General features: G+C 72.1%; 22 protein-coding genes and 2 pseudogenes. 14 read left to right on the top strand and 10 right to left on the bottom strand.

Annotated elements, in window-relative coordinates:
• Nucleotides 1–2 precede the first annotated feature (2 nt).
• From K7G60_RS27740 to K7G60_RS27725, 4 genes are all read left to right on the top strand, one after another.
• Nucleotides 3–965, top strand: a complete 963-nt coding sequence (locus tag K7G60_RS27740) for an amino acid ABC transporter permease (protein WP_225803685.1) — start codon at nucleotides 3–5, stop codon at nucleotides 963–965.
• Nucleotides 962–1,726 carry an amino acid ABC transporter ATP-binding protein gene (locus K7G60_RS27735; protein WP_308082389.1) on the top strand — a complete coding sequence of 255 codons (765 nt, stop codon included), beginning with the start codon at nucleotides 962–964 and terminating at the stop codon, nucleotides 1,724–1,726. The genes K7G60_RS27740 and K7G60_RS27735 overlap by 4 nt, the downstream gene beginning before the upstream one ends.
• On the top strand, nucleotides 1,723–2,940 hold the full coding sequence (locus K7G60_RS27730; protein ID WP_225803684.1) for a M20 family metallopeptidase: 1,218 nt from the start codon (nucleotides 1,723–1,725) through the stop codon (nucleotides 2,938–2,940). The genes K7G60_RS27735 and K7G60_RS27730 overlap by 4 nt, the downstream gene beginning before the upstream one ends.
• Nucleotides 2,941–3,081: 141 nt before the next feature.
• Nucleotides 3,082–4,371 (top strand): cyanophycinase, encoded by a 1,290-nt coding sequence (locus K7G60_RS27725; protein WP_225803683.1) that lies wholly within the window; start codon nucleotides 3,082–3,084, stop codon nucleotides 4,369–4,371.
• A 126-nt stretch (nucleotides 4,372–4,497) separates the two neighbouring features.
• Here the strand turns inward: K7G60_RS27725 and K7G60_RS27720 are convergent, their stop codons facing one another.
• Nucleotides 4,498–5,373 carry a MurR/RpiR family transcriptional regulator gene (locus tag K7G60_RS27720; protein WP_225803682.1) on the bottom strand — a complete coding sequence of 292 codons (876 nt, stop codon included), beginning with the start codon at nucleotides 5,371–5,373 and terminating at the stop codon, nucleotides 4,498–4,500.
• 546 nt (nucleotides 5,374–5,919) lie between these two features.
• On the opposite strand from K7G60_RS27720, the gene K7G60_RS27715 reads away from it, so the two are divergent.
• Complete coding sequence (locus tag K7G60_RS27715; RefSeq protein WP_225803681.1) at nucleotides 5,920–6,099, top strand: DUF6480 family protein; 180 nt, start codon at nucleotides 5,920–5,922, stop codon at nucleotides 6,097–6,099.
• A gap of 39 nt (nucleotides 6,100–6,138) precedes the next feature.
• Here K7G60_RS27715 and K7G60_RS27710 read toward each other — a convergent pair whose 3' ends face one another.
• Nucleotides 6,139–7,521, bottom strand: a complete 1,383-nt coding sequence (locus K7G60_RS27710) for a glycosyltransferase (RefSeq protein ID WP_225803680.1) — start codon at nucleotides 7,519–7,521, stop codon at nucleotides 6,139–6,141.
• A gap of 177 nt (nucleotides 7,522–7,698) precedes the next feature.
• Here K7G60_RS27710 and K7G60_RS27705 point away from each other — a divergent pair, with 177 nt between their 5' ends.
• Both K7G60_RS27705 and K7G60_RS27700 read left to right on the top strand, forming a co-directional pair.
• Nucleotides 7,699–10,008, top strand: a complete 2,310-nt coding sequence (locus K7G60_RS27705; RefSeq protein WP_225803679.1) for a glycosyltransferase family 4 protein — start codon at nucleotides 7,699–7,701, stop codon at nucleotides 10,006–10,008.
• A pseudogene (locus tag K7G60_RS27700) lies at nucleotides 9,998–10,225 on the top strand (fasciclin domain-containing protein); the annotation flags it as partial. The gene K7G60_RS27705 and the pseudogene K7G60_RS27700, both read left to right, overlap by 11 nt.
• Nucleotides 10,226–10,321: 96 nt before the next feature.
• On the opposite strand, the gene K7G60_RS27695 reads toward K7G60_RS27700, so the two are convergent.
• The 3 genes from K7G60_RS27695 to K7G60_RS27685 form a co-directional block, all read right to left on the bottom strand.
• Nucleotides 10,322–10,714 carry a DUF6479 family protein gene (locus tag K7G60_RS27695; RefSeq protein WP_225803678.1) on the bottom strand — a complete coding sequence of 131 codons (393 nt, stop codon included), beginning with the start codon at nucleotides 10,712–10,714 and terminating at the stop codon, nucleotides 10,322–10,324.
• Between the two features lie 187 nt (nucleotides 10,715–10,901).
• Nucleotides 10,902–11,108 (bottom strand): hypothetical protein, encoded by a 207-nt coding sequence (locus K7G60_RS27690; protein ID WP_225803677.1) that lies wholly within the window; start codon nucleotides 11,106–11,108, stop codon nucleotides 10,902–10,904.
• A 167-nt stretch (nucleotides 11,109–11,275) separates the two neighbouring features.
• Nucleotides 11,276–12,016 (bottom strand): N-acetylmuramoyl-L-alanine amidase, encoded by a 741-nt coding sequence (locus K7G60_RS27685; protein WP_225803676.1) that lies wholly within the window; start codon nucleotides 12,014–12,016, stop codon nucleotides 11,276–11,278.
• Between the two features lie 674 nt (nucleotides 12,017–12,690).
• On the opposite strand from K7G60_RS27685, the gene K7G60_RS27680 reads away from it, so the two are divergent.
• From K7G60_RS27680 to K7G60_RS27665, 4 genes are all read left to right on the top strand, one after another.
• A complete protein-coding gene (locus K7G60_RS27680) occupies nucleotides 12,691–13,524 on the top strand; it encodes a DUF4397 domain-containing protein (protein WP_225803675.1) in 834 nt (277 codons plus the stop codon).
• A 102-nt stretch (nucleotides 13,525–13,626) separates the two neighbouring features.
• Nucleotides 13,627–14,349 carry a class F sortase gene (locus K7G60_RS27675; RefSeq protein WP_225803674.1) on the top strand — a complete coding sequence of 241 codons (723 nt, stop codon included), beginning with the start codon at nucleotides 13,627–13,629 and terminating at the stop codon, nucleotides 14,347–14,349.
• Nucleotides 14,346–14,954 carry an RNA polymerase sigma factor gene (locus tag K7G60_RS27670; RefSeq protein ID WP_225803673.1) on the top strand — a complete coding sequence of 203 codons (609 nt, stop codon included), beginning with the start codon at nucleotides 14,346–14,348 and terminating at the stop codon, nucleotides 14,952–14,954. Before K7G60_RS27675 ends, K7G60_RS27670 begins: the two co-directional genes overlap by 4 nt.
• Nucleotides 14,938–15,675 carry an anti-sigma factor gene (locus K7G60_RS27665; RefSeq protein WP_225803672.1) on the top strand — a complete coding sequence of 246 codons (738 nt, stop codon included), beginning with the start codon at nucleotides 14,938–14,940 and terminating at the stop codon, nucleotides 15,673–15,675. Before K7G60_RS27670 ends, K7G60_RS27665 begins: the two co-directional genes overlap by 17 nt.
• 88 nt (nucleotides 15,676–15,763) lie before the next feature.
• On the opposite strand, the gene K7G60_RS27660 is transcribed toward K7G60_RS27665, so the two are convergent.
• Nucleotides 15,764–17,770, bottom strand: coding sequence for a regulator (locus tag K7G60_RS27660; protein ID WP_225803671.1), 2,007 nt, complete (start codon nucleotides 17,768–17,770; stop codon nucleotides 15,764–15,766).
• 130 nt (nucleotides 17,771–17,900) lie between these two features.
• Here K7G60_RS27660 and K7G60_RS39265 point away from each other — a divergent pair, with 130 nt between their 5' ends.
• Complete coding sequence (locus K7G60_RS39265; RefSeq protein WP_308082380.1) at nucleotides 17,901–18,281, top strand: UBP-type zinc finger domain-containing protein; 381 nt, start codon at nucleotides 17,901–17,903, stop codon at nucleotides 18,279–18,281.
• 289 nt (nucleotides 18,282–18,570) lie between these two features.
• Here the strand turns inward: K7G60_RS39265 and ppk2 are convergent, their stop codons facing one another.
• Nucleotides 18,571–19,560, bottom strand: a complete 990-nt coding sequence (ppk2, locus tag K7G60_RS27650) for a polyphosphate kinase 2 (protein ID WP_225803670.1) — start codon at nucleotides 19,558–19,560, stop codon at nucleotides 18,571–18,573.
• Nucleotides 19,561–19,805: 245 nt separating this feature from the next.
• Here ppk2 and K7G60_RS27645 point away from each other — a divergent pair, with 245 nt between their 5' ends.
• Together K7G60_RS27645 and K7G60_RS27640 are read left to right on the top strand one after the other, a co-directional pair.
• A complete protein-coding gene (locus tag K7G60_RS27645) occupies nucleotides 19,806–20,963 on the top strand; it encodes a PP2C family protein-serine/threonine phosphatase (protein ID WP_374115697.1) in 1,158 nt (385 codons plus the stop codon).
• Between the two features lie 368 nt (nucleotides 20,964–21,331).
• Nucleotides 21,332–21,724, top strand: a complete 393-nt coding sequence (locus K7G60_RS27640; RefSeq protein ID WP_225803668.1) for a hypothetical protein — start codon at nucleotides 21,332–21,334, stop codon at nucleotides 21,722–21,724.
• Between the two features lie 159 nt (nucleotides 21,725–21,883).
• Here K7G60_RS27640 and K7G60_RS27635 read toward each other — a convergent pair.
• The 3 genes and pseudogenes from K7G60_RS27635 to K7G60_RS27625 all read right to left on the bottom strand — a co-directional run.
• Nucleotides 21,884–22,039: pseudogene (locus K7G60_RS27635) on the bottom strand (ferritin-like domain-containing protein); the annotation flags it as partial.
• A gap of 420 nt (nucleotides 22,040–22,459) precedes the next feature.
• Nucleotides 22,460–23,194, bottom strand: a complete 735-nt coding sequence (locus K7G60_RS27630) for a D-Ala-D-Ala carboxypeptidase family metallohydrolase (RefSeq protein ID WP_225803667.1) — start codon at nucleotides 23,192–23,194, stop codon at nucleotides 22,460–22,462.
• Nucleotides 23,195–23,421: 227 nt separating this feature from the next.
• Nucleotides 23,422–24,306, bottom strand: a complete 885-nt coding sequence (locus K7G60_RS27625) for an alpha/beta hydrolase (RefSeq protein WP_225803666.1) — start codon at nucleotides 24,304–24,306, stop codon at nucleotides 23,422–23,424.
• Nucleotides 24,307–24,610 lie beyond the last annotated feature (304 nt).

The raw sequence follows: 24,610 nt of genomic DNA, 5'->3' as shown, positions 1-24,610 counted from the left end.
GCATGATCGACGTCAAGTCTCCCGCCGACCGCACGACCACCGGCGCGACGGGCATCCGTGATCTGGAGATCGTTCCCGTCCGCAACCACGGACGCTGGATCGCCGCCGTCGCCTCACTGCTCGCCCTGGTCGGACTGATCGGATCGCTCGCCAAGAACGACAACCTGCACTGGGACGTCGTCGGCGACTACCTCTTCGCCGACCTCATCTTCGACGGTCTGGCCACGACGCTCTGGCTGACCGCCGCCGCCATGCTCCTCGGCCTGGCGCTGGGAACGCTGATCGCCGTCATGCGGCTCTCCTCCAGCCCCGTGCTGTACGGCCTGGCCAACGCCTTCGTCTGGGTCTTCCGCGGCACCCCCCTGCTCGTCCAGATCATCTTCTGGGGATACGCCGCGGCGCTCTACAAGTACGTGAAGATCGGCGTCCCCTTCACCGACATCACCTTCTTCCAGACCGAGACCAACGCGCTGCTGACACCGGCGATCGCGGCCCTGCTCGCCCTGGGCCTCAACGAGGCCGCCTACGCCTCCGAGATCGTCCGCGCCGGCATCCAGTCCGTCGACCCCGGCCAGGCGGAGGCCGCGCACTCGCTGGGCATGCGGCCCGCGCTCACCATGCGCCGGATCGTGCTGCCCCAGGCCATGCGCGTGATCATCCCGCCGATGGGCAACGAGACCATCAACATGCTCAAGATGACCGCCCTGGTCTCGGTCATCTCCGCCCACGACCTGATGTCCAACATCCAGGACGTGTACGCCCAGAACTACCAGGTCATCCCCATGCTGGTCGTGGCCAGCATCTGGTACCTGGTCCTCGTCACCCTCCTCAGCGTGCCCCAGGCATGGCTGGAACGACGCTACGGACGCGGCACCACCCGCGCCGGACACGTCTCGCCGTTCCGGCGCCTGCTCGGCGGAACCACGGAGCGGCTCGGCAAGAAGAACAAGGAGCACAACCGATGAGCACCCCCATGGTGCGCGCCGAAGGCGTACGCAAGCACTTCGGGAGACTCGAAGTGCTCAAGGGCATCGACCTCACGGTCGAGCGCGGCCAGGTCTGCTGCCTTCTCGGACCCTCCGGCTCGGGCAAGTCCACCTTCCTGCGCTGCATCAACCACCTGGAGAAGGTCGACGGCGGCCGGCTCGCCGTCGACGGAGAGCTCGTCGGCTACCGTCAGCAGGGCGACAAGCTCCACGAACTGCGTGAACGCGAGGTCGCCGAACGCCGCCGGGACATCGGCATGGTCTTCCAGCGGTTCAACCTGTTCCCGCACATGACGGCCCTGGAGAACGTCACCGAGGCACCCGTCAAGGTCGGCGGCGTGTCCAAGGCCGACTCCCGTGAGCAGGCGCAGCTCCTGCTCGAACAGGTCGGACTCGGCGACCGGGCGCACCACTACCCCGCCCAGCTCTCCGGAGGCCAGCAGCAGCGGGTCGCCATCGCCCGGGCGCTGGCCATGAAACCGAAGCTGATGCTCTTCGACGAGCCGACCTCCGCCCTCGACCCCGAACTCGTCGGGGACGTCCTGGACGTCATGCGGCGGCTCGCGGCCGACGGCATGACCATGGTCGTCGTCACCCACGAGATCGGCTTCGCCCGCGAGGTCGGCGACACCGCCGTCTTCATGGACGAAGGAGTCGTCGTGGAAGCGGGGGACCCCCGCAGGGTGCTCGTCGACCCGGAGCAGGAGCGCACCCGTGCCTTCCTGTCCAAGGTCCTGTGAGCGCCCCCACCCGCCGGCAGGACAGGCTCGATCACTTCCTCGGCCTGGCTCGGGCTCACCGCTCCGACTACCTGCACGACCTGGAACAGCTCGTCTCCATCGACTCCGGTTCCTACAGCGCCGAGGGCGTCGACAAGGTCGCCGACTGGGTCGAGCGTCGCCTCGAACGCATGGGGTTCGACGTCGAACGCGTCCGCTTCCCGGCGGCTGCCGACGGACACCGGACCGGCGACGCTCTCATCGGGCGCAGACGCGGTGGCCTTCCCGAGACGGCAGGAGGCCGCAGGATCCTCCTCGCCGGCCACATGGACACCGTCTTCGAGGACGGCACCGCGGCCGCCCGTCCCTTCCGCGTCGACGGCTCCACGGCGTACGGCCCCGGGGTGAGCGACGACAAGGGCGGCCTGCTCGCGGGCCTCACCGCTCTGGAGATCCTCGGGGAGTGCGGCATGGACGCCTACGCCGAGCTGGTCCTCCTCGCCACCCCCGACGAGGAGATCGGATCGCCGGCCAGCAGGAGCCTCATCGAGCGCACCGCCCAGGGCGTGCACTACGGGCTCGGCCTCGAATGCGCCCGGGAGAACGGCGACCTGGTCATCGCGCGCAAGGGCGTCGCGGACTTCCGTCTCACCGTCACCGGCCGGGCGGCGCACGCCGGCATCGAACCGGAGCGCGGAGCCAACGCCGCCCTCGCCGCCGCCCACTTGACCGTCGCCCTCCAGGCCCTCAACGGCCACTGGGACGACGTGACGGTCAACGTCGGCGTCGTCCGGGCCGGCACCCGCGCCAACATCGTCTGTCCCGACGCCGAACTCCACATCGAGGTCCGCGCCGCCACGACGGCCGACATCCAGCGCGTGACCCGGGCCATCCGGGAAGCCGCCGACCACCCGGGCGTCCCCGGTGTCACCGTCGAGGTCGAGCAGCTCGACCTCTGCCCTCCCATGGAGGACACCCCCGTCTCCCGGCGCATGCTCGACCACGCGCGCCGCGCCGCGCATGCGGTCGGGATCGAGCTCGGCGCCGCGGCGACCGGCGGAGTCGGAGACGCCAACCTCATCGCCGGAACCGGGGTTCCCGTGCTGGACGGCCTGGGACCCGTCGGAGGCGCGGACCACACGCCCCAGGAATGGCTCGACACCACCAGCGTCCCCCAGCGCGTCGCCATGCTCGCCGACCTGATCGTCTCCCTCGGCGACATCGGCACCACCTGAACGGCACCGGACGCGCTAGCGGAGGGAAGGTCCGCCTCCCTCCGCCCGCGCGTCCGACGACCCGGCCAGCTCGACGTGGGTTCGCACCGCACGCCGGACACACGATCTCATCGACTTCCCTCTCCCGCCCTCGGAGGCATCATGCGCGTACCTTCCGTTCCAGCACGCCGCACCGTCCTCGCCTGCGGCCTCGCCGTGGCCCTCCTCGCCGCGGCCTCCCCCGCGAGCGCCGACTCCCGGCCGGTCCGGAACCGGACCGGATCCCTCGTGCTGATCGGCGGAGCACTGAAGGAGAACAACACCCAGGTCTACGGCGAGATCATCAAGCGGGCGGGCGGGCCGCGCGCCCGCATCGGCATCATCACCGCCGCCTCCGTGCCCGAGAGCCAGGACCCCCACGCCGGCGATCCCGACCTCTGCAGCAACTCCGCCTGCAACGGGGCCTACTACGCCGAGCTCTTCGAGCGCCACGGCGCCGCTGACGCCCAGTGGATCCCCCTCGACATCGACCACGTGGCCGACGCCGACTCGGACGCCGTCGTCGCGCAGGTCGACTCCATGACCGGCTTCTTCTTCGGCGGAGGCGACCAGTACCGCTACGTCACCACCCTCCTGCGCGGCGACGGGCACAAGGACTCCAAGGTCCTCGCCGCCATCCGCGCCAAGCTCGCCCACGGTGCCGTGGTCTCCGGATCCTCCGCGGGCGCCCAGATCGCCTCCGGCCCCGACATGGTCAGCGGCGGGGAATCCTACGAAGCCCTCCGGGACGGCAGCGCACCCGGCTACTTCGACGACCCGACCCGCCTCGGATACATCCCCCGGGGCGGATTCGGCTTCCTCCGGTCCGGACTCGTCGACACCCACACCGGCGCCTACGGACGGGAGGGCCGGGCGCTGCGCCTCGCCTCCGACACCGGCCACGACCGCGTCTACGCCCTAGAGGAGAACACCGCCCTGGTCGTCGACCGGCCCGGCACCGGCCGCGAGCACATGACCGTCCTCGGCCCCAACGGCGTGACCGTCCTCGACCTGCGCGACGCCCGCGCACACGACTCCGCGAACGGCTGGTCCCTCCGCCGGGCCCGGTACAGCCACCTCACCGACGGAGACCAGTACGACGCCCGCACCTGGACGCCCCGCGTCCACCCGGGCAAGCAGCCCCTCGTCCCCGCCGACACGACCCCCGTGCCGGCCAACGCCGACGTCTTCCACTCGGCCGCCGACCCGGACGGCACCCCCTACTCCTTCCGCACCACCGCCCTCGCGCTCGCGTCGACCCGGGCGCAGAACAGCGCCACGGCGACCACCTACGAGACCGGACCACGGTTCGCCGTGACCTTCACCAAGGGGCGCGGGTTCGCCGCCTTCACCGGCGACGGCACCGGCGCCCGGACCGTCGTCGGGCTGCGGATCGACATCGCGCCCCGGTGATCGGCCGAGCGGCGGGGACGGCATCGCGAGACGGGCCGGCTCCGCCGCCTTCCGCCCGGGGACCGGCCGCAAGCGGCCTCTCCGCGCCAACCGTGGAGGGACGGGGCCCGACCGCGGGAGGTCCGTCTACAGGAGTCCGGTGCGCCGGGCGATCCTCTCGGCCTCCTTCATCCGCTCGTGGCCGTCGCCGCCGATCCGGTCGAGGACGGCGGCGACGAGCGACTCGACGATCGCCAGGGCGGGCGCCAGGCTGTCGTAGGGGGAGTTCGAGGACACCTGGGTGATGAGGACGACGTCGGCGTGGGCGGCGGCGGGTGAGAGCCACGGGTCGGTGAACACGATGACCTTGCCGCCGCGTTCCCTGGCCAGTTCGGCGATGAGCGTCTTGTCGGCCTCGTACCGCCGGTAGTCGAACAGCACGGTGACGTCACGTCGGGCGAGCTGCGTGAGGAAGGAGGTCCGCTCCACGTCCTTGTGCGGCAGGAGACCCACCTGATTGCGGAACTGCATCAGATGCAGACCGAGGTACTCGGCCAGAAGGTGCGTGAACCTGCCTCCCGCCAGGTGCACCCGGCGCCGGGGATCGGCGAGGAGGCTCACCGCCTCCTCGAACTCGTGCGGGGCCACCTCCTCGAAGGTCTGGGAGACCGCCCGGCGCACGAGAGCCGAGCGCTCGCCGAGATGGGTGGCCACGGAGCTCAGCGGGGCCGTCGTCTCTCGCTCCGACGTCTCCGTGGCCGTGTAGAGGGTGATCGGCGAGGCGTTGCGGGCGTCGAGCTCCGAGCGGAGGGCCGCCTGCAGATCGGGGAAGCCCTTGAAGCCCAGCCGCGAAGCGCACCGCAGCACCGTGGGCGCCGAGACGCCGGCCCGCTCCGAGATCGTGGCGACCGTCTCGAAGACCGCGGCGGGATAGCCGGCCAGCAGGACCCGCGCGACCTTGCGTTCGGCAGGGCTCAGCTCTCCGAGCCGACTGCGGATCTCGTCGGCCAGCGTGGGACTCATGGATTTCCCTTCTGCAGCGGGAGACCACCGAAGGCCGCGCACAGACTTCAGAGTCGCGCCATCCGGCCCCCCGTGTTTCAGATTGTGGAGTTTCAGGGCGTAAATGTATCGCCCATTACGAGATCTGGACAGCCTCCCCGGCGCGGCGACCGGGAGCCCCTGCGGCACGGGCGCCTTCTGGAGCGTTCGTGCGGACCGGCGCCCGGACGCGCTTTCAGCAGCGCCCGGCGCCCCCGGCCTCGCCCCCCGGGACGGCTTCCCGTGCGGCAGGTCTCCCGGGGTGCCGTCATCCCTGTGGGCCGCCGGGCGGGAGGGGCGGGTCGGAACGTCCGGCCCGCTCCTTCGTCCGCGACCGGTCACGGACCCGCGCGCAGCGGTGGCGGCGTACGCGGAGAACCGGATGACCCGGGCGTCCTCTCCGCCGGGGAGCCCGGTCCTTCGCGCCTACTATCGATGCACGATCGACGCGCCTCGCGGTGACGGTGCCGGCGGGAGACGGTGGAGGCACGGCGGCGTCGAACCGCCGCACACATCCAGGGAGCGATCATGAGCGTGCCGTTCGTACCTCCTGAGGAAACCCCGCCCGCGGAGGGCTCCACCTCCTCCGCCCACCCCGAACGCGCCGACGGCGGCGTCTGGGACCACCCGATGGTCTGGGTCTCCCTCGTCCTCCTCGGCGCCGTCCTCGGCGGCCTCTTCTTCCTGTTCCGGATCTTCGGCTTCTGATCCGGCCGTCGAGCGACGGCGCCGGAAACGGAGAACTCCTCACGGACGGGCCCCGACCGCCGAGGCCATGGTCCGCGTCAACTTCCGGGCCATCCAATCCGGCCCCCGGCGTCGTACCTCCTCCGCCCATCGCGGCAGACCGGCCGGCACCTCCGCGAGCAGGTGCCGCAGAGCCTCTCCGGCCGCGTGCGGAGTCAGCCGGGACGGATCGAGACAGAGTGCGAGACGGGCCTTCTCCGCGTCGTGCGCGATGGAGAACTGGTCGCTGGAGAAGGGCAGGACCAGCGCCGGGGTCCCCGAGACCACGCACTCCGTGAAGGAGTTGTTCCCGCCGTGATGGACCATCGCGTCGACCTTCCCCAGCAGCCACCGCTGCGGCACGACGTCCGCGACGTGCACGTCCGGCCCCGCCAACGGGGAGAGGGCCGCCGCGCGGTCGCCCGCGGCGACCACCACCGCGGCATCGGGGACACGGGACCGGATTCCGCGCACGAGTACGGCCAGCACGTCGTCGCGGGCCGACAGGAAGGTGCCGAGGGCGACGAGCACCAGCCGACGGCGAGCTGTCCCGAGCCGACGCACCACCTCTTCCCACGCCTCACCGGGACCCGGCTCCCGGAGGGGCGAGCAGTGCCCTCCGTAGAAGAACTCCGCCGTGCTCCCGGGGCGTTCCGGAAGCCACGGGAAGGAGGGGTAGTTGAACACCACCGCGTGGGGCGAAGCGAGCGCGAAGGCGCGTCCGGGAGCCGGGACGGTGGGAGCGTGAGCACGCGCGACCCGGGCGAACCGTTCGGTGAACGCCTCCTCGGCGGCCCCCGCCGCGCGCCGCAGTTCGGCGAGGCGTTCCTCGTCGGGGCGGACCGCCCGGGGCCACGCGTGGGGCACGCCGAAGAGGGCCTCCGGCGCGTGCGGCACATAGGCCGGGTGCCCGGGGCAGAAGGTGGCGTACGGAAGGCCGAGGCAGTGCAGCGCCAGCGTCACCGGGTAGCTCAGCTGGTCGACCACGTACCAGTCGGGTGACAGACGGGCGTGCAGTTCCCGCAGCCCCGCCAGAACGGCCGACGGGTCCGCCAGCAGGTCCTCGCCGCGGTGTCGTGCCTGTGTGAGCAGCGCCGCGACGGCCCCGCCCCGGGTGGAGGCGAGGAACTCCTCCAGCCGCTCCGCCTCGCGGGCACCCTGCCGGGTGTTCCGGGCGACGCCGGTGTTCGCGTTCCGCGTGACGGTCAGCGGGACGAACCGCACCCCCGCCGCCTCCGCGAGCGGGGCGAAGGGCGGCGCGCTCGCCACGTACACGTCGCAGCCCGCCCGGGAGAGCGCCCCCGCCAGCACGGACAGGGGCTGGGCGTGCGAGAGGAACGGAGGACTGACGACCACGACGCGTGGCCGGCGGGTTCCGGTGTCACCGGGACGCGAGTGCTTCATGCCGCTGGCTTCCCCCGCCCGCCGTTCGGCGGATGCGCGCACGCATGCCGCGAGGACCGCGTGCCGGGCACGGAGCGGTCGCCCGGTGCCGGCACCTCCCGCCGTCGAGGGGCCCGTGCATCCACGCCCCGGGCCCCCGGCGAACCACTCCGTGCCGACCGTCGTCGAGGAGTTCCGATGAAACGCCCCGATCCCGCCGTGCCCGTCGACCGCACCTCCGGGGGCCACCCGATGGAGAGGTCCGATCCGTTCGTGGCGGCCAGGGCCGCCTACTGGAAGCGAACGCCCCGTCCTTCCCCGGGGCGGCGCGCCGCCCCGCCGAACCTGTTCGCCGAACTCGTCAGGGCCGAGTACCGCCCCGACGGCGCACCGGCCGTCCGGCCCGCCGTCGCGACCCCCGGGGACCTCGTCCTGGCCGGGCTGCGACGCCGCACGCGGGCGGGCGGCGCACCGCCTCCCGAGACGTGCGTACGGCTGCTCGCCGACGGCGACCGCACCCGCGCGGCCGTCTTCGACGCGTGGCCGGAGACCGTCCGACGCCACGGGACGGCGCGTGCCGCGGCCGCCGTGCGGCGTGGCCTCCACGGCACCCGCCGCCCGCACCTCGTCGCGTTCCTCCTCGACCTCGCCGCGGCGGAGTCCCTCGTCCCCCTCGCGCGGCCCGAACTGCTCCGGCTGGCGCACGCGCGCGAACGGGCGGTACGCCACGCGGCCTGGCGCCTCCTCGCCACGTACGACGGCTCGCTCCTCCTGCCCGGCGCCGACGCCGGCACCGCACCCGGGTCCCGTCCCGCGGACGCCTACGAGCGTCTGCTCCGTGAGGCCCTGCGGGCCCCGGCCTCCTCGGCCGCTCCGGAGAGCACAGGGCTCCGTCCCGGGACGCTCGTCGCCCAGTCCATGCTCATGGGTCACCTGGACCGGCCGGGTGAGGGGCTCAGCGGCGGCCTCGGCGTCCTGCTGGGCTCCCTCGGCGACGCTCTCGCGGAGACCGACCGCGTCGCGGGCGTCCTCACCGTCGTGACCGCCTGCGTCCCGGAACTCGAGGCCGATCCGGTCCTCCTGCGCCGCCGCGACCGTCGGCACTGGGTGCTCAGACTTCCCGTCGACAGCCCCCGGCAGGTCCGTCCCGAGGAGCTGGGACGGCACCGCGAGGCACTGGCCTGGTGGGCGACCCGACTCTTCGGCTCGCTGGGCAGACCCGTCGACGTGCTCCACGTCCGCTACGCCGACGACGGCTCGCTCGCCCTCGCCGAAGCGGCCCGCCGCTCGGGCGCGGCCCTGGTCTTCACCGCCGCGCCGGACCCGCACCGTCAGATGGCGGAGCGGCACGACGCGCCCGGTACGGATCCGAACGCCCTCCGGCAGGACCTGCACCGGGTGTTCGTCGCGGACCGGCTGGTCGACCGGGCCGACCGTGTCGTCGGCATCGCGGGGCCCGGGGGAGGGGCGGACGAACTGCTCCGGTACTTCCCGCAGTTGGCCGACGGAGCCGCTCCCGACGCGCCGCCCGAGGGAATCCCGCCGTACCGGCCTCCGGCGGACGCCGTCCGACGGAGCGACTCCCTCCTCGCGGCCATCGGCGCCCGCCTCGACGCAACGGCCGGGCCGGTCCGGCCACGCACGCCCACGGTGCTGCTCACCGTCGGCCGGCTGCACCCCGTCAAACAGCAGGACGTCCTCGTACGTGCCTGGGTCGAGTCGGGGGCTTTCCGGGAGTCGGTCCTCGTGTGCGTCGGCGGCAGCCCGTCGGACGACGATCCCGCCGAACGCGCGATGCGCGCACGCGTCGACCGGGCCGTCGCCGCCGCTCCCGAGGCCGCGGAACGCCTGATCCTCCTGCCTGCTCTCGCCAACGCCGACGTACGCACGCTGGAACGGCGACTCGCCGACCCCTCGAGCGGGTTCCGCGCGCGGTACGTGTGTCCGAGCGCCAAGGAGGAGTTCGGGCTCGCGGTGCTCGAAGCCATGGAGGCCGGACTCCTCGTCGCCGGTCCCGTACGCGGCGGCGTCCCGCACTACCTCGTCGACGGCGTCAACGGCCTGCTGATCGACACCTCCTGCTCCCGAACGCTCGGCGAGGGCCTGCGCAGGCTGCTCCGGGTCGACGACGCGGCGGCGACCGCGATGGCTCGCAGCGCCCGGGGCCTCGTCCGCTCCACCTACTCCTCGAACGCCATGGCACGGGCCCTGGCCGGCCACTACACGGCTGTGGCGCCCCGCACCCGTACGGGCGCGGGAGAACCCCGGGAGGGCGCCGTACCGGATGCGGCGGATCCTCTCCTGACCGCGGACGTGCCGGCCGGTCGGCGGATCCGGGCCAGGAGCCGTCACGCCGGAGGCGGTTCTCCCCGGCAGGCGCCCGGCCGGGCCCGGAAGGACTTCGCCGGACGAAGCACGTCGCCACTCCTTCGAGCGAAGGACCCGTTCGCCGGGCGGGCGATCCCGAACGACCCCGAAGGAGGAGACGTGACGCTTTCCGGCGCCTGAAGACCCTCCGGCCTTCAGCGCCGACCCGTTCGACGGCATCGCCGAGGGCCCCGCCGCCACCGCCGCGTCCAGCGGCCAGGCCCTGTCCACCCCGGTCACCGCCGTCAAGAAGGCCGGCCTGGTCGACACGTCCGACGACGCGGAGAACATCACGGTCCCCGCGCCCACGAACGACGCCTTCGCGAAGGTTCCGGAGGCCGACCTCGACGAGCTCCTCCAGGCGACGCCCGGCGTTCAGGTCGCCCCGTGGCCCCGCATCCTTCACCGGAAGGATGCGGGGCCACCTGCGCACGATGCCGATCCGGTGCCCGGTCTAATCCCCGTGGCCTGCGCTCCCGCTGCCGAAGCCGCCGCTGGAGACGTTGCCCCACTTGCGCCGTTCCTCGTTCGGCGGCTCCGGAGACGTCTCGGTGCCGCTCGCCCTGAGCCGGTGCACGGTGAGGCGGTGCGCGCGGTCGGCGCAGGGCACCTCTGCGGACCGCCGGTACTCCGACATCCTGCCGGGCGGACGGTCGGTCTCGGGTCGGTGCGGCTGGGAGCCGGGGTCGGGCGGAGGCGCCTCCTGGTCCCTCAGGCGCGTGCCGAACGCGAAGGCTCCGACGAGGACGGCCACGAGGACGAGTCCTCCGAGGACCTGGGCGAGCCCCGTCTGCCAGACACCGGCGGTCTGTGTGAGGGGACCCGCCTCGAACGTGTACGTACCCACTGCTCACCTCTGTCCTGAAGGGGAAGGGGACCGGCAAAGGAGTGTCCGACCACGACCTCCGTGCGACCCGGTGGGAACACGGGAGCACGGTCCCGTTCCCCGGCTGCCGGGGACGAGACCGACTCCGTCCGGTGCGCTCCCCGCTCCGACCGGGGGAAGGGCGAAGCGGAGGGAGGAGCGACGTCGGTCAGGCGTGAAAGCCCGGTTCCTGGTGCTGCGGGATTTCGGCGGGCAGCACCGTACGCCATGCGCCGGCGCTGCAGTTCGGCGGAAAAGCCGGGAAGAGGTGCCCGGCCATGTCGATGCGCCACCTGTGCTCGGCGGCGCAGTCGCAGACGTACTCGCCGGCCTCGGGAGTGTACGCGCCGGGGTGGAATCGAGTGGGTGACGGCACGGTGTTACCTCGCTTGCTCGAAGTGACTCTGCGGAGACTTTTCGATCGCCCGTTCTTCGGCGGATGCGAGGCCTCGACGATTCACCTGGACGGCCCTGCGGTCGTGGCGAAACGGCGGACGGTCCGAGATCCCGCAGAGCGGGCTCGTGCATTCCCCGCCCGCGGCACTAGGCGAAAGCGGCGCCCCAGGCAGCCGGCCCGACGACGCCGTCCACGCTCAACCCCTTGCGCGACTGGAAACCGCGGCAGGCCGCGTCGGAGCCCGGTCCGTACTGGCCGTCCACGGTGAGGGAGTAGCCGTGCGCGCTGTTCATCCGGTACTGCCAGGTCGCCACGCTCGCGTGCACGGTGGCCGGGGGCTGACGGAAACCGACCCCGGGGTGGGGCAGGGGACCGCCGCCGGGGTCGACCTCGCCGCTGAGGACTCGGGCGTACAGATCGCCCGGGCAGCCGGTCGAGTGGTGGTCGCGATGGCCGGTGATGGCCGGCGCGGCGCCGCCCGACACCCTCAGGCGGTTGATCCCGTACCGGATGGCGTCGATCAGCCCGGCCGTGACGACGTCGTAGTCGCTGCCGGTGCCACCTGTCAGTGCGCAGACCGCGTACCAGTCGTCATTGCCCTGTGTGGTGCCCTGGGCGGCGGTACGGACGTTCTCACCACGTCCCTGGAAGAGGTAGCCGTGGACGCATGCGAGATGGCTGTAGGCGATGTCCGACCAGCCGTTGGTGTCCATGTGGTGGTTCTGGATGCTCCTCACCTGGGCGGCGCAGTCGGCGTGGTCGGCCTCGGCCACCTTCACGGCATCGACGTGGTGGACGACCACGCCGCCCTGTTCCGGGGTGATGTTGCCGCTGACGTTCGCGGGCGTCCGAGCGCCCCACTGGGCACGGGTGACGAAGGTGGCCATCAGCGACGACCTCCACGATCCGCGGCACAGCCGACGGCGGCGTTCAACGGCTCCGCGTGTGCGTTCCGGGCGGCGTCGGATCCGTAGACCGCCCCGGGATCACGGGGGTTCGTCACGATCGAGTGTCCGCCGCCCCCTGGCGGAAGGGGGCTGGAGGCATACGCGGTTCCGGAACGGACGACAGGCAGGACGAGCGCGCTGCCGGCTGTCGCCAGCAGCACGACACGGCGGGAGATCTCCCGGGTCAACAGTCCTCCAGGTGAAGCGGGTCGGTCACGTTTCTCCGGACGCGGGAGCGGCGTGGTGGTGTGCTCTGCGTCGAAGGGTGCATTCTGCGCGCGGCCGGGCTTCTCGTGCACGCACCCCACGCACATGTCAGGAGCGGAATTTTCGACAACGGGGTGCGGGCGGCCTCGGCCCGCGGCTGGGGGGAGCGGTGGCGAGGGATCCGGCGACCGGTGCGGTTCTCGCTGTCGAGAGCCACGGCGGACACCAGGCGCTCCACCTGGTCCACCACCACGGGCACGGCCGCTTGACGTGTCGTTCCGTCAGATCTCCGACCGAGGCGAAGTAAAGATTTCAAGCACCGGGTGAAACCGATCCGTCCACGGTGGCGGAATACCTCTCCACACAGGGTTCGAGACCTTTTCGACCGGATGATGGGGATGATCGCCATGACCGTCCGAACCACAGGCGCGGCTCTCACCGCCGGGATCACCGTCGCGTTGTCCGTCGCCGCCGGCGCTCCCGCGTTCGCCCAGTCGCAGACTTCCGATGGTCAGGCCACGGTGTCGGTGCTGCACGCGGTGCCGGGTCTGACCGTGGACGTGTTCGCGGGGGACAAGGAACTGCTGCCGGACTTCAAGCCAGGTACGCTCACCGATCCGATGAAGCTGGACGCGGGTTCCTACGACATCAAGGTCTTCAAGGACGGCGAGGGCCCCAAGGGGACTCCGGCGATCGAGAAGACGGTCGAGGTGCCCGCCGGGGCGAACGCGACGCTGGTCGCCCACCTCACGGCCGACGGCAAGCCGACTCTCGACGCGTTCGTCAACGACACCTCGAAGGTGCCGGCGGGCAAGGCCCGCCTGACCGTCCGCCACGTCGCCGCCGCACCCGCCGTCGACGTCCGGGCCGACGGCACCGTGGTCTTCAAGGGCTTGGAGAACCCCAAGGAGGCCAAGGGCGAGGTGGCAGCCGGCACCGTCAACGCCGACGTCGTCCTCGCCGGCACCGACACCGTGGCGATCGGCCCGGCAGACCTCGACCTGACCGAGGGCGGCAACACGATCGTCTACGCCTGGGGCAGCGCGACGGACAAGAACCTCGCTCTGAAGACCCAGACCGTCACCGGCCTGCACTCCGCGCCCGACGGCGTGCCCGCCGGCGAGACCGGACGGGCCGCGGACGGGAACGACGACGCCGCCCTGGGCGCCCTGGGAGCCGGCGCGGTCCTCGCCCTGGGAACCGGCGGCTACCTCCTGCGCCGGCGCACCGACGCCGTCTGACCCACGGCACGACCTCTCCTTGTACGGAGCTCCGGATGTGCCCACCCGGCCCGGGCGGGGCGAGCACACCCGGAGTCCCTCCACGCCGGAAGGCCGACCACGATGAGTACACGCCGGACAGGACACGGCAAGGTCTTCGGGACGGTCTTGGTGCTCATCGGCGTCATCCTCTCCATGGCGTTCGTCGTCGCCGTCCGGCGTGACGGGCCTGCGCGGTCCGCCGACTTCGGTTCCCCGCAGACGACGCCCACGGCACCGGCGACGCCCACGGCACCGGCGGCGACCCGGCCCCGGTCACCGGCGCCGGCGGCGCCGCCCCCGGCCGCGTCCGCGAACACAGCGGACGCACCGGACCGTCTCGGATCCGCCCGCGTCCCGGAGCCGCAGGAACTGTCGATTTCCCGGCTGGGCCTGCGCGCTCCCGTCGATCCGGTGGGCGTGGCCGACGACGGACGGATGGAGGTCCCGCCGGACCCCGGCCGGGTCGGCTGGTATCGCTTCTCACCCCCGCCGGGCTCCGCCGCCGGTTCCTCCGTGATCGTCGGTCATGTGGACTCCGAGGGCCGGGGCCTCGGCGTCCTGAACGCTCTGAACGAGGTACGACAGGGAGACCGCGTGCTGGTGGAACGCAAGGACGGGAGCAGCATCGCCTACGAGATCACCGCTCGCCGGACCGTGGACAAGAAGGCCCTCGCCGACTCGGAGGCGTTCCGCCGGGACGGCCGGGCGGTACTGACGCTGATCACCTGTACCGGCCCCTACCTGCCCGACGCGGGCGGGTACCAGAACAACCTGGTCGTCACGGCGGCGGAGGCGACGCGGTGACAACGGTACGAGACGGCGCACGGGTGCCGGCCGCCGGTGCGGCCCCCGCGACCGCCGTGACGGAGGACGGCCTGGGCGAGGGGTTCGCCGAGGGCGACGAAGCATGTCTGAGGGAGGCCTACCGCCGCTGGGGCCCACTCGTCCACACCGTCGCCACCCGCAGGCTCGGTGATCCGGAAGAGGCCGAGGACGTCACCCAGCAGGTCTTCGTCGGAGCCTGGAACAGCCGCAGCACCTTCGACCCGCGCCGCGGCTCGCTGAAGACCTGGCTCATGGGCATCACCGGCAGAAAGGTGGCCGACGCCCTGGAGAAGCGCTCCCGTCACCTGCGCGACGTCGACGCCGCCACGGCGGCCGCGGACACCCCTGCGCGGCCCGAACCCCTGGCCGGGACGCTGCTGGACCACATGGCGCTGACACGGGCGATGGAAGACCTGCCCGACCAGCAGCGGCTCGTACTGAAGACGGCCTTCTACGAAGACCTGTCCCAGTCGCGGATCGCCGAACGCACCGGACTGCCGCTCGGAACGGTCAAGAACCATACGCGACGTGGCCTGACGCGGCTGAGGAAGAGGTTGGAGGCGGACGGTGAAGCACGCCGATGAAGAAACCCTGGTGATGATGGCCCTCGGAGAGGAAACCGACCCCACGACCTCCCTTCACCTGCACGAATGCGACCACTGCCGGCAGGAGTACGACAGTCTGCGCCGGATCGTGTCAGCCATGCGGACACCCGCCCCGGCGGAACACGATCTGCTCCCGCCGCCGGACCACGTCTGGAACTCGATCGCCGCCGAACTCCGGATCCCCCACCGCCACGACTCCCCGCGGGCACACGACGACACCACCGCTCCGGTACGCCGGCCCCGTCCGAAGAACCTGCGGCGTTCCGGCCGCCTCACCCTGGCCCTCGCCGCCTGCGCGGCGCTGTTCGGCGCCGCGTCCGGCAGCGCCCTCACCTGGTGGCTCACCCGTCCCGGCACACCAGTCGTCCGGACCGTCGCCGACGCCAAACCCCTGGACTCCCTGCGCGCCGACTCGGCCGGCTACGCCGGCCTGAAGGACGACACCGGACGGCGCTCCCTGGAGATCACGGTCAAGGGCCTTCCCCGGACCTCCGGCTACTTCGAGGTCTGGCTCATGGACCGCACCCACACCAAGCTCGTCTCCATGGGAGTCCTCGGCCCCGACGGCCACGCCGTCCTGCCCCTCCCCGCCACCATCGACCTGAACGAGTATCCGGTCGTGGACGTGTCCGTGCAGGCCTACGACGGCAGACCCGACCACTCCGGCGACAGCATCGTCCGAGGCCCCTACGCCGGCTGAATGCCGGACACGTCATCGGCGTCGGCCTGACGCCGCCGCTCCCGACGCCACACGTCGGCGCCTGCTCGGCAGCCTCCCCGCGCTCTTCTCACCTCGTGAGGATCGTCTCCAGCGCGGTGAACGGGTCCGTCAGCGTGGCCAGGCGGTACGCGGTGTCGTACGCGTCGTCCCCGATCTGCTTCCGGGCCGACAGCTCCGCGCTCCGTCGCAACGGCTGCAGTTCGGGGGTGCCGCGCTGCGGATGCCCGACCATCTGCCAGAACACCTGGCCCGTCCCGTACGCCGAGGCCGCCTCCTCACCCCTGGCCAGCGCCGACAGGGCGACCGCGAGGAGGTCGAGCCCGAGGCCGAGGCCGAAGACGTCACCGATCAGGAGCTTGTCCCGCAGCATGGCCCGGGCGTGGTCGGCGGCGTCGGCCGAGCGCCGCTCCCGCAGCGCCACCACCGCGAGCTGGTACTCGGTGTAGGACCGCGTCCAGTGCTCGCCCGCCGACATCGAGTCGAGCCGCAGGCTCTCGGCCTCGGCGCGGGCCTCCCCGAGGAAACCGGACGCTGTCAGCGCGAAGACCCTCATCAGCCGGCACCGCGCCGCTGCGGGTGCCGCCGCGTCCTGTTCCGCCAGAGCGCGATCCGCGACGGTCAGCGCATCCAGCGGATCTCCGCGCAGCAGCATCACCAGGCCGCGCAGGTAGGCGGCGTCGACGAGGAGCGTCGTGTCCCGCGCGCGTACCGCGCACTCGTCGGCGCGGCCGGCCAGCCGGGCCGCGGTGTCGTACTCGCCCCGCAGGCAGCGGACCACCCCGAGCGCCCACGCCAGTTTGCCCACGACGGCCTCGGGCCCGGAGACCAGCTGCACGCACTCCTCCAGGTAGTGGGCCGCCTCGTGCAGATGGCCGGAGCACGCCCAGAAGAAGCCGAGCGCCCCCGCCAGCTCCGCGGCCGCCGAGGGGTCCGTGGCCAACAGGTGTTCCAGTGCCGCGCACAGGTCGCCGTGGCAACCGGCCAGCCGCGTGTAGGCGGTCGCCTGGCCGGGCCCCCACCAGGAGTCCTCGGCCGCGAGAGCCAGTTCGTGGAAGCGCCGTGCGTGCCTGTCGGCCGTCGTACGGGTCTCGCCGAGCTCCGCGAGCCACAGCGCCCCGTACTCGCGCACCGTGTCGAAGAGGTGCAGGCGGTCACCGGACAGGGTCACGACGTTCTTGCGGGCGAGCCCTTCCAGGGCCCGCGTCAAGGCGGCTTCGGTGAGCGGCCCGCCGCGGCAGACCCGTACCGCGTCGTCCACCGTGGCACCCGAGCGGAACACCGAAAGGCGAGCCCACAGCAGCCGCTCCCGCGGTTCGCACAGTTCGTGGCTCCACCCGATGGTGGTGCGCAGCGCGCGGTGACGCGACGGTCGGACCCGGCTCCCGGGCTTCTCGGCGAGGGAGAGTCTGCCGCGCAGGAGCCGCGCCATCGTGGGCAGCGGCCTCTCCGGCAGCTGCGCGGCGGCGAGTTCGAGCGCCAGGGGAATGCCTTCCAGCCAGCGGCACACCTCGGCGGCGGCGACGAAGTCCTCGGGTCGCGTCCAGCGGACACCGAGGGCGTCGGCGCGGGCGGCGAACAGTTCCATCGAGTCGGAGTCGACGGGCAGGGGTCCGACGGGGAACAGGAACTCGCTCTCCGTGCCGAGCGGTTCGCGGCTGGTCGCCAGCACGACGAGCTCCGGGCAGCGGGCGAGGAGGGCCGACACCAGTGCCGCGCACGCCGCCACGAGGTGCTCGCAGGAATCCAGGACCAGCAGGACACGGCGTGCGCCGATCCAGTCGGCCAGCGTGTCGACGGGTTCGCCGGGCGAGTGGTCCGACAGACCGCAGGCGTCGGCGACCAGGGAGGTGAGCAGAGAGGCGTTGGTCAGCGACCAGAGCGGGGCCCAGTGGATGCTCGTGAAGGCGTCGGGCGCGCAGCCGCCGGCGACGTGCGAGGCGAGCCGGGACTTCCCGATCCCGCCCGTGCCCACCAGCGTGACGAGTCGTCGCTCGCCCAACAGGGAGCCCAGCTCCTCGACTTCTTCGACCCGTCCGACGAACGGTCCGCTCTCCGGCGGCATCCACTTCTCCACTCCCCGTATTCTCCGGCAGCACGCAGGTCTGGATGCATCCGTTCGGCGCCTGTCGGATTCCCCGCATCCATCTCCGGACGGCTGCGCGAAAGGAAGACGGAGACCGACAGGACACGGAGTCGAACCGATCATGCGTAAAACCCACAACACGTCGTCGGGGGGACCGGAGATCCCGGACGAAGGCACCACGGCGCCTTCGTCGTCGGCCTGGAGCGCCGCCCCCGACGGGGGCCGTCCGCAGGGCTCGGTCTGCACGCACACCTCGATGCTCACGCGTCCTCCGGACACCGGGCCATCCGCGGTCTGCCCGGCGTGCGTGGCCCTCGGTTACGACTGGGTCCGCCTGCGCCGGTGCACGACCTGCGGAACCATCGGGTGCTGTGACAGCTCCCGAGGGCAACACGCACACGCCCATTACGAGGCCACAGGGCATCCGATCGTCTTTTCGCTGGCCCATGACGAGTCATGGGCCTGGTGCTACGTCGACGAGGTGTTTTTGATCGAAGTCTGATGTCCATCAGTACGCGGCCCGGACCGACACCGATCTGGCGGGCCGGCTCGACCGGGGCACAGGAACAGGACCGTCTCCCGCCGGCCTCCCCGCGCCGTTTGCGGCTTCTGGCCCGGCCCACCGCCACCCGGCCCGTGCGCTGCGGGCCGGAAAGCGCCCTCCGAAGACGACCTCGTGGACGTCTTCGCTCCGGCGGACCGCCCCGGGGCCATCACGCCGGCGGACCGACCGACGGCGCGGGAGACGGAGCCGTGCTGGTGTTGCGACCCCGCCAGGACGGAACGCTCTTTTACGGGGCGGGGCGCCGGGGGTTGGGGTGCAGGCCGGGGCCGAGGGGAGGGCCTGCCAGAGGAGTGGGGGAGAGGGCGGTGGGTTCCTCGCCGGACTCCAGGAGCGTGTCGGCGGCGCCGACGATAAGGGTGTCGGGGTGGCCGACGGCTGTCTCGTCCTTGCGGTCGTAGTCGATGCGCCACAGCAGGCTGCGCATGGCTTCGAGGCGCCCGCGTCGTTTGTCGTTGCTCTTGACCACCGTCCATGGCGCGTGTTCGGTGTCGGTGGCGCGGAACATCTCGATCTTCGCGGTGGTGTAGGCGTCCCACAGGTCCAGTGAGGCCAGGTCGGTGGGGGACAGTTTCCACTGCCGCACAGGATCGACCTGGCGGATCGCGAAGCGGGTGCGCTGTTCGGCGCGGGAGACCGAGAACCAGAACTTGACCAACAGGATCCCGTCCTCCACGAGCAGGGCCTCGAAGACGGGACACTGCCGCAGGAACAGCTCGTACTGCTCAGGGGTGCAGAACCCCATCACCTTCTCGACACCGGCGCGGTTGTACCAGGAGCGGTCGAAGAAGACGATCTCACCGGCGGCCGGCAGGTGGGCGACGTACCGCTGGAAGTACCACTGTCCCGCCTCCCGCTCGGTCGGCTTGTCCAGGGCCACGATCCGTGCTCCGCGGGGGTTGAGCCGCTCGGTGAACCGCTGGATCGTGCCGCCCTTGCCCGCCGCGTCCCGCCCTTCGCAGATCACCACCAGCCGCGCACCGGTCTCCTTCACCCAGCGCTGCAGCTTCAGCAGCTCGATCTGCAGGATCCGCTTGGTCCGCTCGTACTCCGCGCGACGGATCTTGTGCTCGTACGGATAGTTCTCCCGCCACGTACGGATCGGAGCGCCGGAGGCGTCCAGCAGCACGGGCTGTTCCGGCCGGCGGTCGTCCACGCTGAGCCCGGACAGCAGTTCCTCGGCTTCCGTCCGCGGCGGTTCCTGTTCCTGTTCGCTCACGTGAGGCGCCTACCCACCACAGGCCGCCCGTATCACCGCGCGGCCGCGGCCCGCCCGCGACGGCACCGCGCGACCCCTCATGTGTCGCATCGGCCGCACGGCATTCCAGGCGGTGGACCCCGTGCGCCCTGGAAACCGACGGCATGCACCTGATGCGCGCTGCTCACCCCTCTGGCAGGGGACGGGCTGGTCCATGGCTGTCGTCCGCCTCCGCGCCCGGCACGTCGGAGAGGGGACGAGAGGACATGCCCCGGCGTCTGAGGTATGCCTTTTACGTGCACCCCTTCAGGCGAGACCTCGTTCCCCGCCCTTCACGGCGCGGCGGACGTCGCTTGCTGCTCGCCGTGCCGTTCGCGCTGATCGCGGCGGTCACGGTGGTGGACGTCCTGGTCCCTCCCGACGTTCACCTGGGGCCGTTCCTGATCGCCGCACCCGCGGTGACCGCCTCCTTCGCGGGCCCTCGGGCGACGGCCTTCGTGGGGGCGGTCGCGGTCGCCGCGCAGACGGTGGTGGCCGTCGCGCGGACGAGCGTCACGGACCTCAACCACACGTACCAGATCATCGTCCTCGTCCTGATCTCGATCATCGCGACCTTCTTCGCCCATCTGCGCGAACGGGACGAGAACCGAGTGGCACGCCTGCGCTCGATCGCCCACGCCGCCCAGAGCGTCGTCCTGCCGCCGCTCCCCGAGCGGGCAGGTCCCTTGCGCATCGCCTCGCTCTACCTGGCGGCGGAGGAGGAGGCGCAGATGGGTGGCGACCTGTACGCGGCGGCCCGCACGGCGTCCGGGACCCGGCTGCTGATCGGCGATGCCCGTGGCAAGGGACTCGACGCGGTCAGCGAGGCCTCGCTCGTCCTGGGCGCCTTCCGGGTCACGGCCCGCCGCGAACAGGGACTGCCGGAACTGGTCGGACAGCTGGAAGCGGGAATCGGCTCGGCCGAGCGAACCCACGGGGTGACAGCGGCCCGTCCCGACGGCGCCGACGAGGCCTTCGTCACCGCGCTGGTGCTCGACGTCCCCGATCACGAGCCGGTGGTGCGGCTGGTGAACTGCGGGCACCCCCCGCCGCTGCTCCTCAGCCAGGGGCGGGTGATCCCCCTCGACACGACCCGCACGAGTCCGCCGCTCGGGCTCTCGGACGTCCTCGCGGCGGACGTGACGGTCGAGACGTTCCCCTTCGGCGTCGAAGACGTGCTGCTCCTCCACACGGACGGAGTGACAGAGGCACGTGACCACTCGCGTGCCTTCTACCCCCTGACAGAGCGGCTCGCCGCCTGGGCGAGTGACGACCCGGCGATCCTGCTCGACCGGCTGCGGGCCGACCTCCGGACGTACGCCGGCGGCCATCTCGGCGATGACGCGGCGCTTGTCGCGGTACAGAGGACCGCGCCGGAGCCGTAGGGACGGTGCCCTTTCGGGCCGGCTCACCGACGGCGTCCCGATCCGCTGCGTACTGCAAGAGTCACGCGGTGAAACCGTTCACCGGGCCATGCCCCTTTCCGGCGTCCCCGGCCCCGGATCCGACGTGGCGAAACCGACGGCCTGTGCCGTGGACCGGACGCCGGAGAAGAGGACCCCGCTCATGGATCGACGCGTCCTTCGTCCTTCGCGGAGCTCGGCCGGACCTGATCCGCTCCGCATCAGCGCGGTGGTCGGCAAGAAGCAAGGACGAGGACGGGCGTACCCGCCCACCGTTCCCGCCCCGGGGCACGGCAGGCGGGGAGGCCCGGCGTCCTACATTGGTTACAGGAACGTCCGAGGAGGCTGACATGGCGGGCCACCACCGGTACCACCTGGATCAGGACGGCCAATCGATCACCGTCCTGCACGACCCGCGGCGCCGACGCGCGGAAGTCTGGGTCAACGGCAAGACCATCGCCGTGGCCCGGACTCCACCCCACCAGACCACTGTTCTGGAGGGGGAGCTCCCCGCCCTTCCGCCCAAGCCGGTGGTCGTCAGGATCGACCCCCCCTACGACGAGGGCGACGTCCCCTTGTGCGTGCTGGAGACGGACGGCGACCGCTACCTCATGCCCCACATCGCCCTCACCCCGCAGGACCGGGGGCCGGTGGAACGGACACCACCGGCCCGCACGCCCGCTGAGCTCCTCGCCCGGTGGAGAGCACGGCACCGACACCGCCGAGGCGACCGCCGTACATGACGGGGCAGCGGCCCGCGCCCGTCGCGAGGCTGTCTCCCGTGCCGCCGCCGCGCTCCCTGTCGGACGGCAGGGAGCCGGGCCATGGCGCGCTCGACGGCCCGGCCGCTGCGGGGACTCGACGGAGGCGGGCGTGCAGAGGGCCACGACGTCGTTTCCCTCACCGCGATGGGGCATCTCCACCGCATCCTCCCTCAGTCCGCTGAGCAAGACGGAGAGTTCGGGGCGCACGTCTCCCGGAAGCGGGCCGGGGTACGTCGGCACCACCGTCTCGTCCGCGAGCACGGGAGTCCCGCCGCTTGCGAGGTTCGGCGCGATGAGGCGGAGACCACCGTCCGGTGACGTCTCGCGGAGCGGTTCGAGGCGGCTGCTCGCCGACGCCGCCTTCGGAGCGAGAGCCGTCCGGCCCTGCCGCGCCGGCCGCTCAGCGAGCGGCCTTCACGAAGTCGGGAGGCGGACCCGGTGCGCCGGGTGCCGTCCCCTCACCACCGGTACATGTACTGGCGCCACGTGCCGTGCCAGCCGGTGCCGTAGTACTTCGAGGTGTCGGAGTCGTACAGCACCACGTGACCGCCCCGGGAGAGAGGGTGGTGGGGCAGGTCTGCTCGGGGCAGGGATGAGCGGTGCCCGTCCGGGGGCCGGAGCCTCGCCGGCCGCGCGCCTGGCGGGCGGTGCGGGCTCTCCCGAGAGCTGGAGCCGGTCCGGGGGAGAGCCCGCTGTCCGTGTCGTACGAGCAGGTCAGACGCCGCAGTTGGGCGCGGACCAGGATCGGCTGGTGCGTCCGTCCACGTGGGTGTGGTCGTCGTGGCCGGGGTAGCCGGGGCCGAAGATTCCGCCGAAGCCGTGGTATCGGGCCCGCTGGGCCAGGGTGCACAGCGACGGGCTGCCGGTCAGGTCGGCGGCGTCACCGTACAGGTGCCGACTGTTCGAGGCGCCGCCCACCGCGCTGTTGCATGCGTACGAGCGGAATCCGCTGGTCACGGTCAGCGGCACGTCACCCAGGGCGTGTCGCATGGCCTCCAGCTTCCACATCGTCCGCAGGGCGTTGGCCTTGGCCGTCGTGGCGCTGACCGCGCCACCGGACCAGTCGGAGTTGCACTTGTTCAGTTCGGCGTAGGTGAAGTGGACGGGGGTGCAGTCCGGGTCCTGCAGGGCGTAGATCTTGCTGAACGTCTGGGAACCCGCGATGCCGTCCGCGGGCAACCCGTATGCCTGCTGGAATCGGGTCACCGCGGCCTTCGTGGCCGGGCCGAAGGCGCCGTCGACGGCGATGACCTCGCCGTACGCCGCATGTCCGGCCACGCGGATCTGCAGCTGCGTCACGTCGGAGCCCGACATGCCCTCGGACAGCGTGCGGCCCCAGGTGTAGCACTCGTCGGCCTGGGCGGATCCGGCCGTGGACAGCATCCCGCCCAACGTTGCCGCCATGACCATGACAATGGAGAGGGTGAGTTGGATCGTGCGCCGAAGCATCGCGTCTCCGTCCTGAGGTCCGATTCCCCGCCGAGGGGCTGAGGCGAGTGTGATGCCGGTAAGCGCTGCGTGTCCATACCGTCACCGTCTGCCACAGGACCAGACCTTCGGAACAACCCGTCTGCCGGTCGACTGTCGTGGCGACGCCGGTCGCGCACCGGGCCGGATTGCGCCGTTCCGCGGAATCGGACGCACGCCCGGCCCGGTGGGTCACGTCGGGCCAGGTGCTACATCTGCTTCAGTTCCGCGCGCACCGCCTCCGCGACGGCTGCCGTCGCGTTCTCCGCGAACAGGATCGTGTAGTGGTTGGTGTCGTCGACCCGGCGGGTGGTGATCCGGTCCGGGGAGAGATCGCCCGCGGCCAGACGCCCCTCGTCGTAGAGCCCCTGAGGCTCGTTCATCACTCCTCGCTCCGCCCACAGCATGGTGCCGCGCACCTCCGGCCGGTGGATGGCGGCCAGCGTCTCGGGGTCGCCGATGGGGCCCGCGCCGTCGGCACGGACCGCGTCCAGGAGGCAGCTGCTGCGTATCTCGGGGGGCTCGCCGGTCATGTCGCGGTCCGCATATGCCTGGACGTGCGGGCCCCAGTAGGCCGCGAAGGCCGGGTGCTCACGGAAGAGCGCGCGGTACGCGTCGCCGTCCGGGAAGGTCGTCCTGAGCCGGCGCATCGCCGGGCCGATGACCGACTCGATCACCTCGTCGATGTCCGCGCCGTCCGGAATCGGGAATCCGAGGCCGCCGTCGACGAGGACCACGCGCGGGAAGCGGTCCGGGTGCCGCGCGGCGGCCACCGCGGTGATGAAGGCCCCCAGGGAGTGGCCGACGAGCAGCACCTGACGCAGGCCCAGGTGATCGAGGACGACGAGGACGTCCTCGACGTGGGCGGGGATGCCGTAGGGAGCCGGCAGGCCGGCGCTGTGGGCCCGGCCGCGCAGGTCCGGGGCGTACAGATCGATGTCCCCGAGCTGCTCGGCGACGGCGCCGAAGGACAGGGCGTTGCCCGTGATGCCGTGCAGGGCGATGACCGCAGGTCCTTCGCCCGGCCAGCGGGTCACGGCGAGGTCGCCTCCTCGTGCGGGGACGGCGAGTTCCTGCGGAGTGCGGGTGGTCATGCGGACCTCTCCCATCTGTTCGGTCTCCTTCTGCCCGGCGCGGCGGGACCGTCCGCTGCCGTGGAGACGGTCGGCACGAAGAGTGTCCCGAGGACGAGCACGGGTTCAAGGCCCGGGTGCCGGGACGGGGGCCGCTGACGGGGGCGGGTGAGACCATGCCGCGGACGTACGGCGGCGGCCGTGCCGACCGCTCGACCGAGCAGGAGAAGTCCGACGGCGACGGCGACCACTCGGGCAGCCCCGCGCCTGTCCGTGGGCTTGGTACGGCCGCGCCGAGGGCCCGGCAGGTCACCCCGGGCTTCAC

It is taken from the genome of Streptomyces sp. NK15101 (assembly GCF_020400725.1).
Taxonomy (GTDB): Bacteria; Actinomycetota; Actinomycetes; order Streptomycetales; family Streptomycetaceae; genus Streptomyces.
The sequence above is the reverse complement of the archived record's forward strand: the minus strand, read 5'-3'. Positions and strand labels throughout refer to the sequence as shown.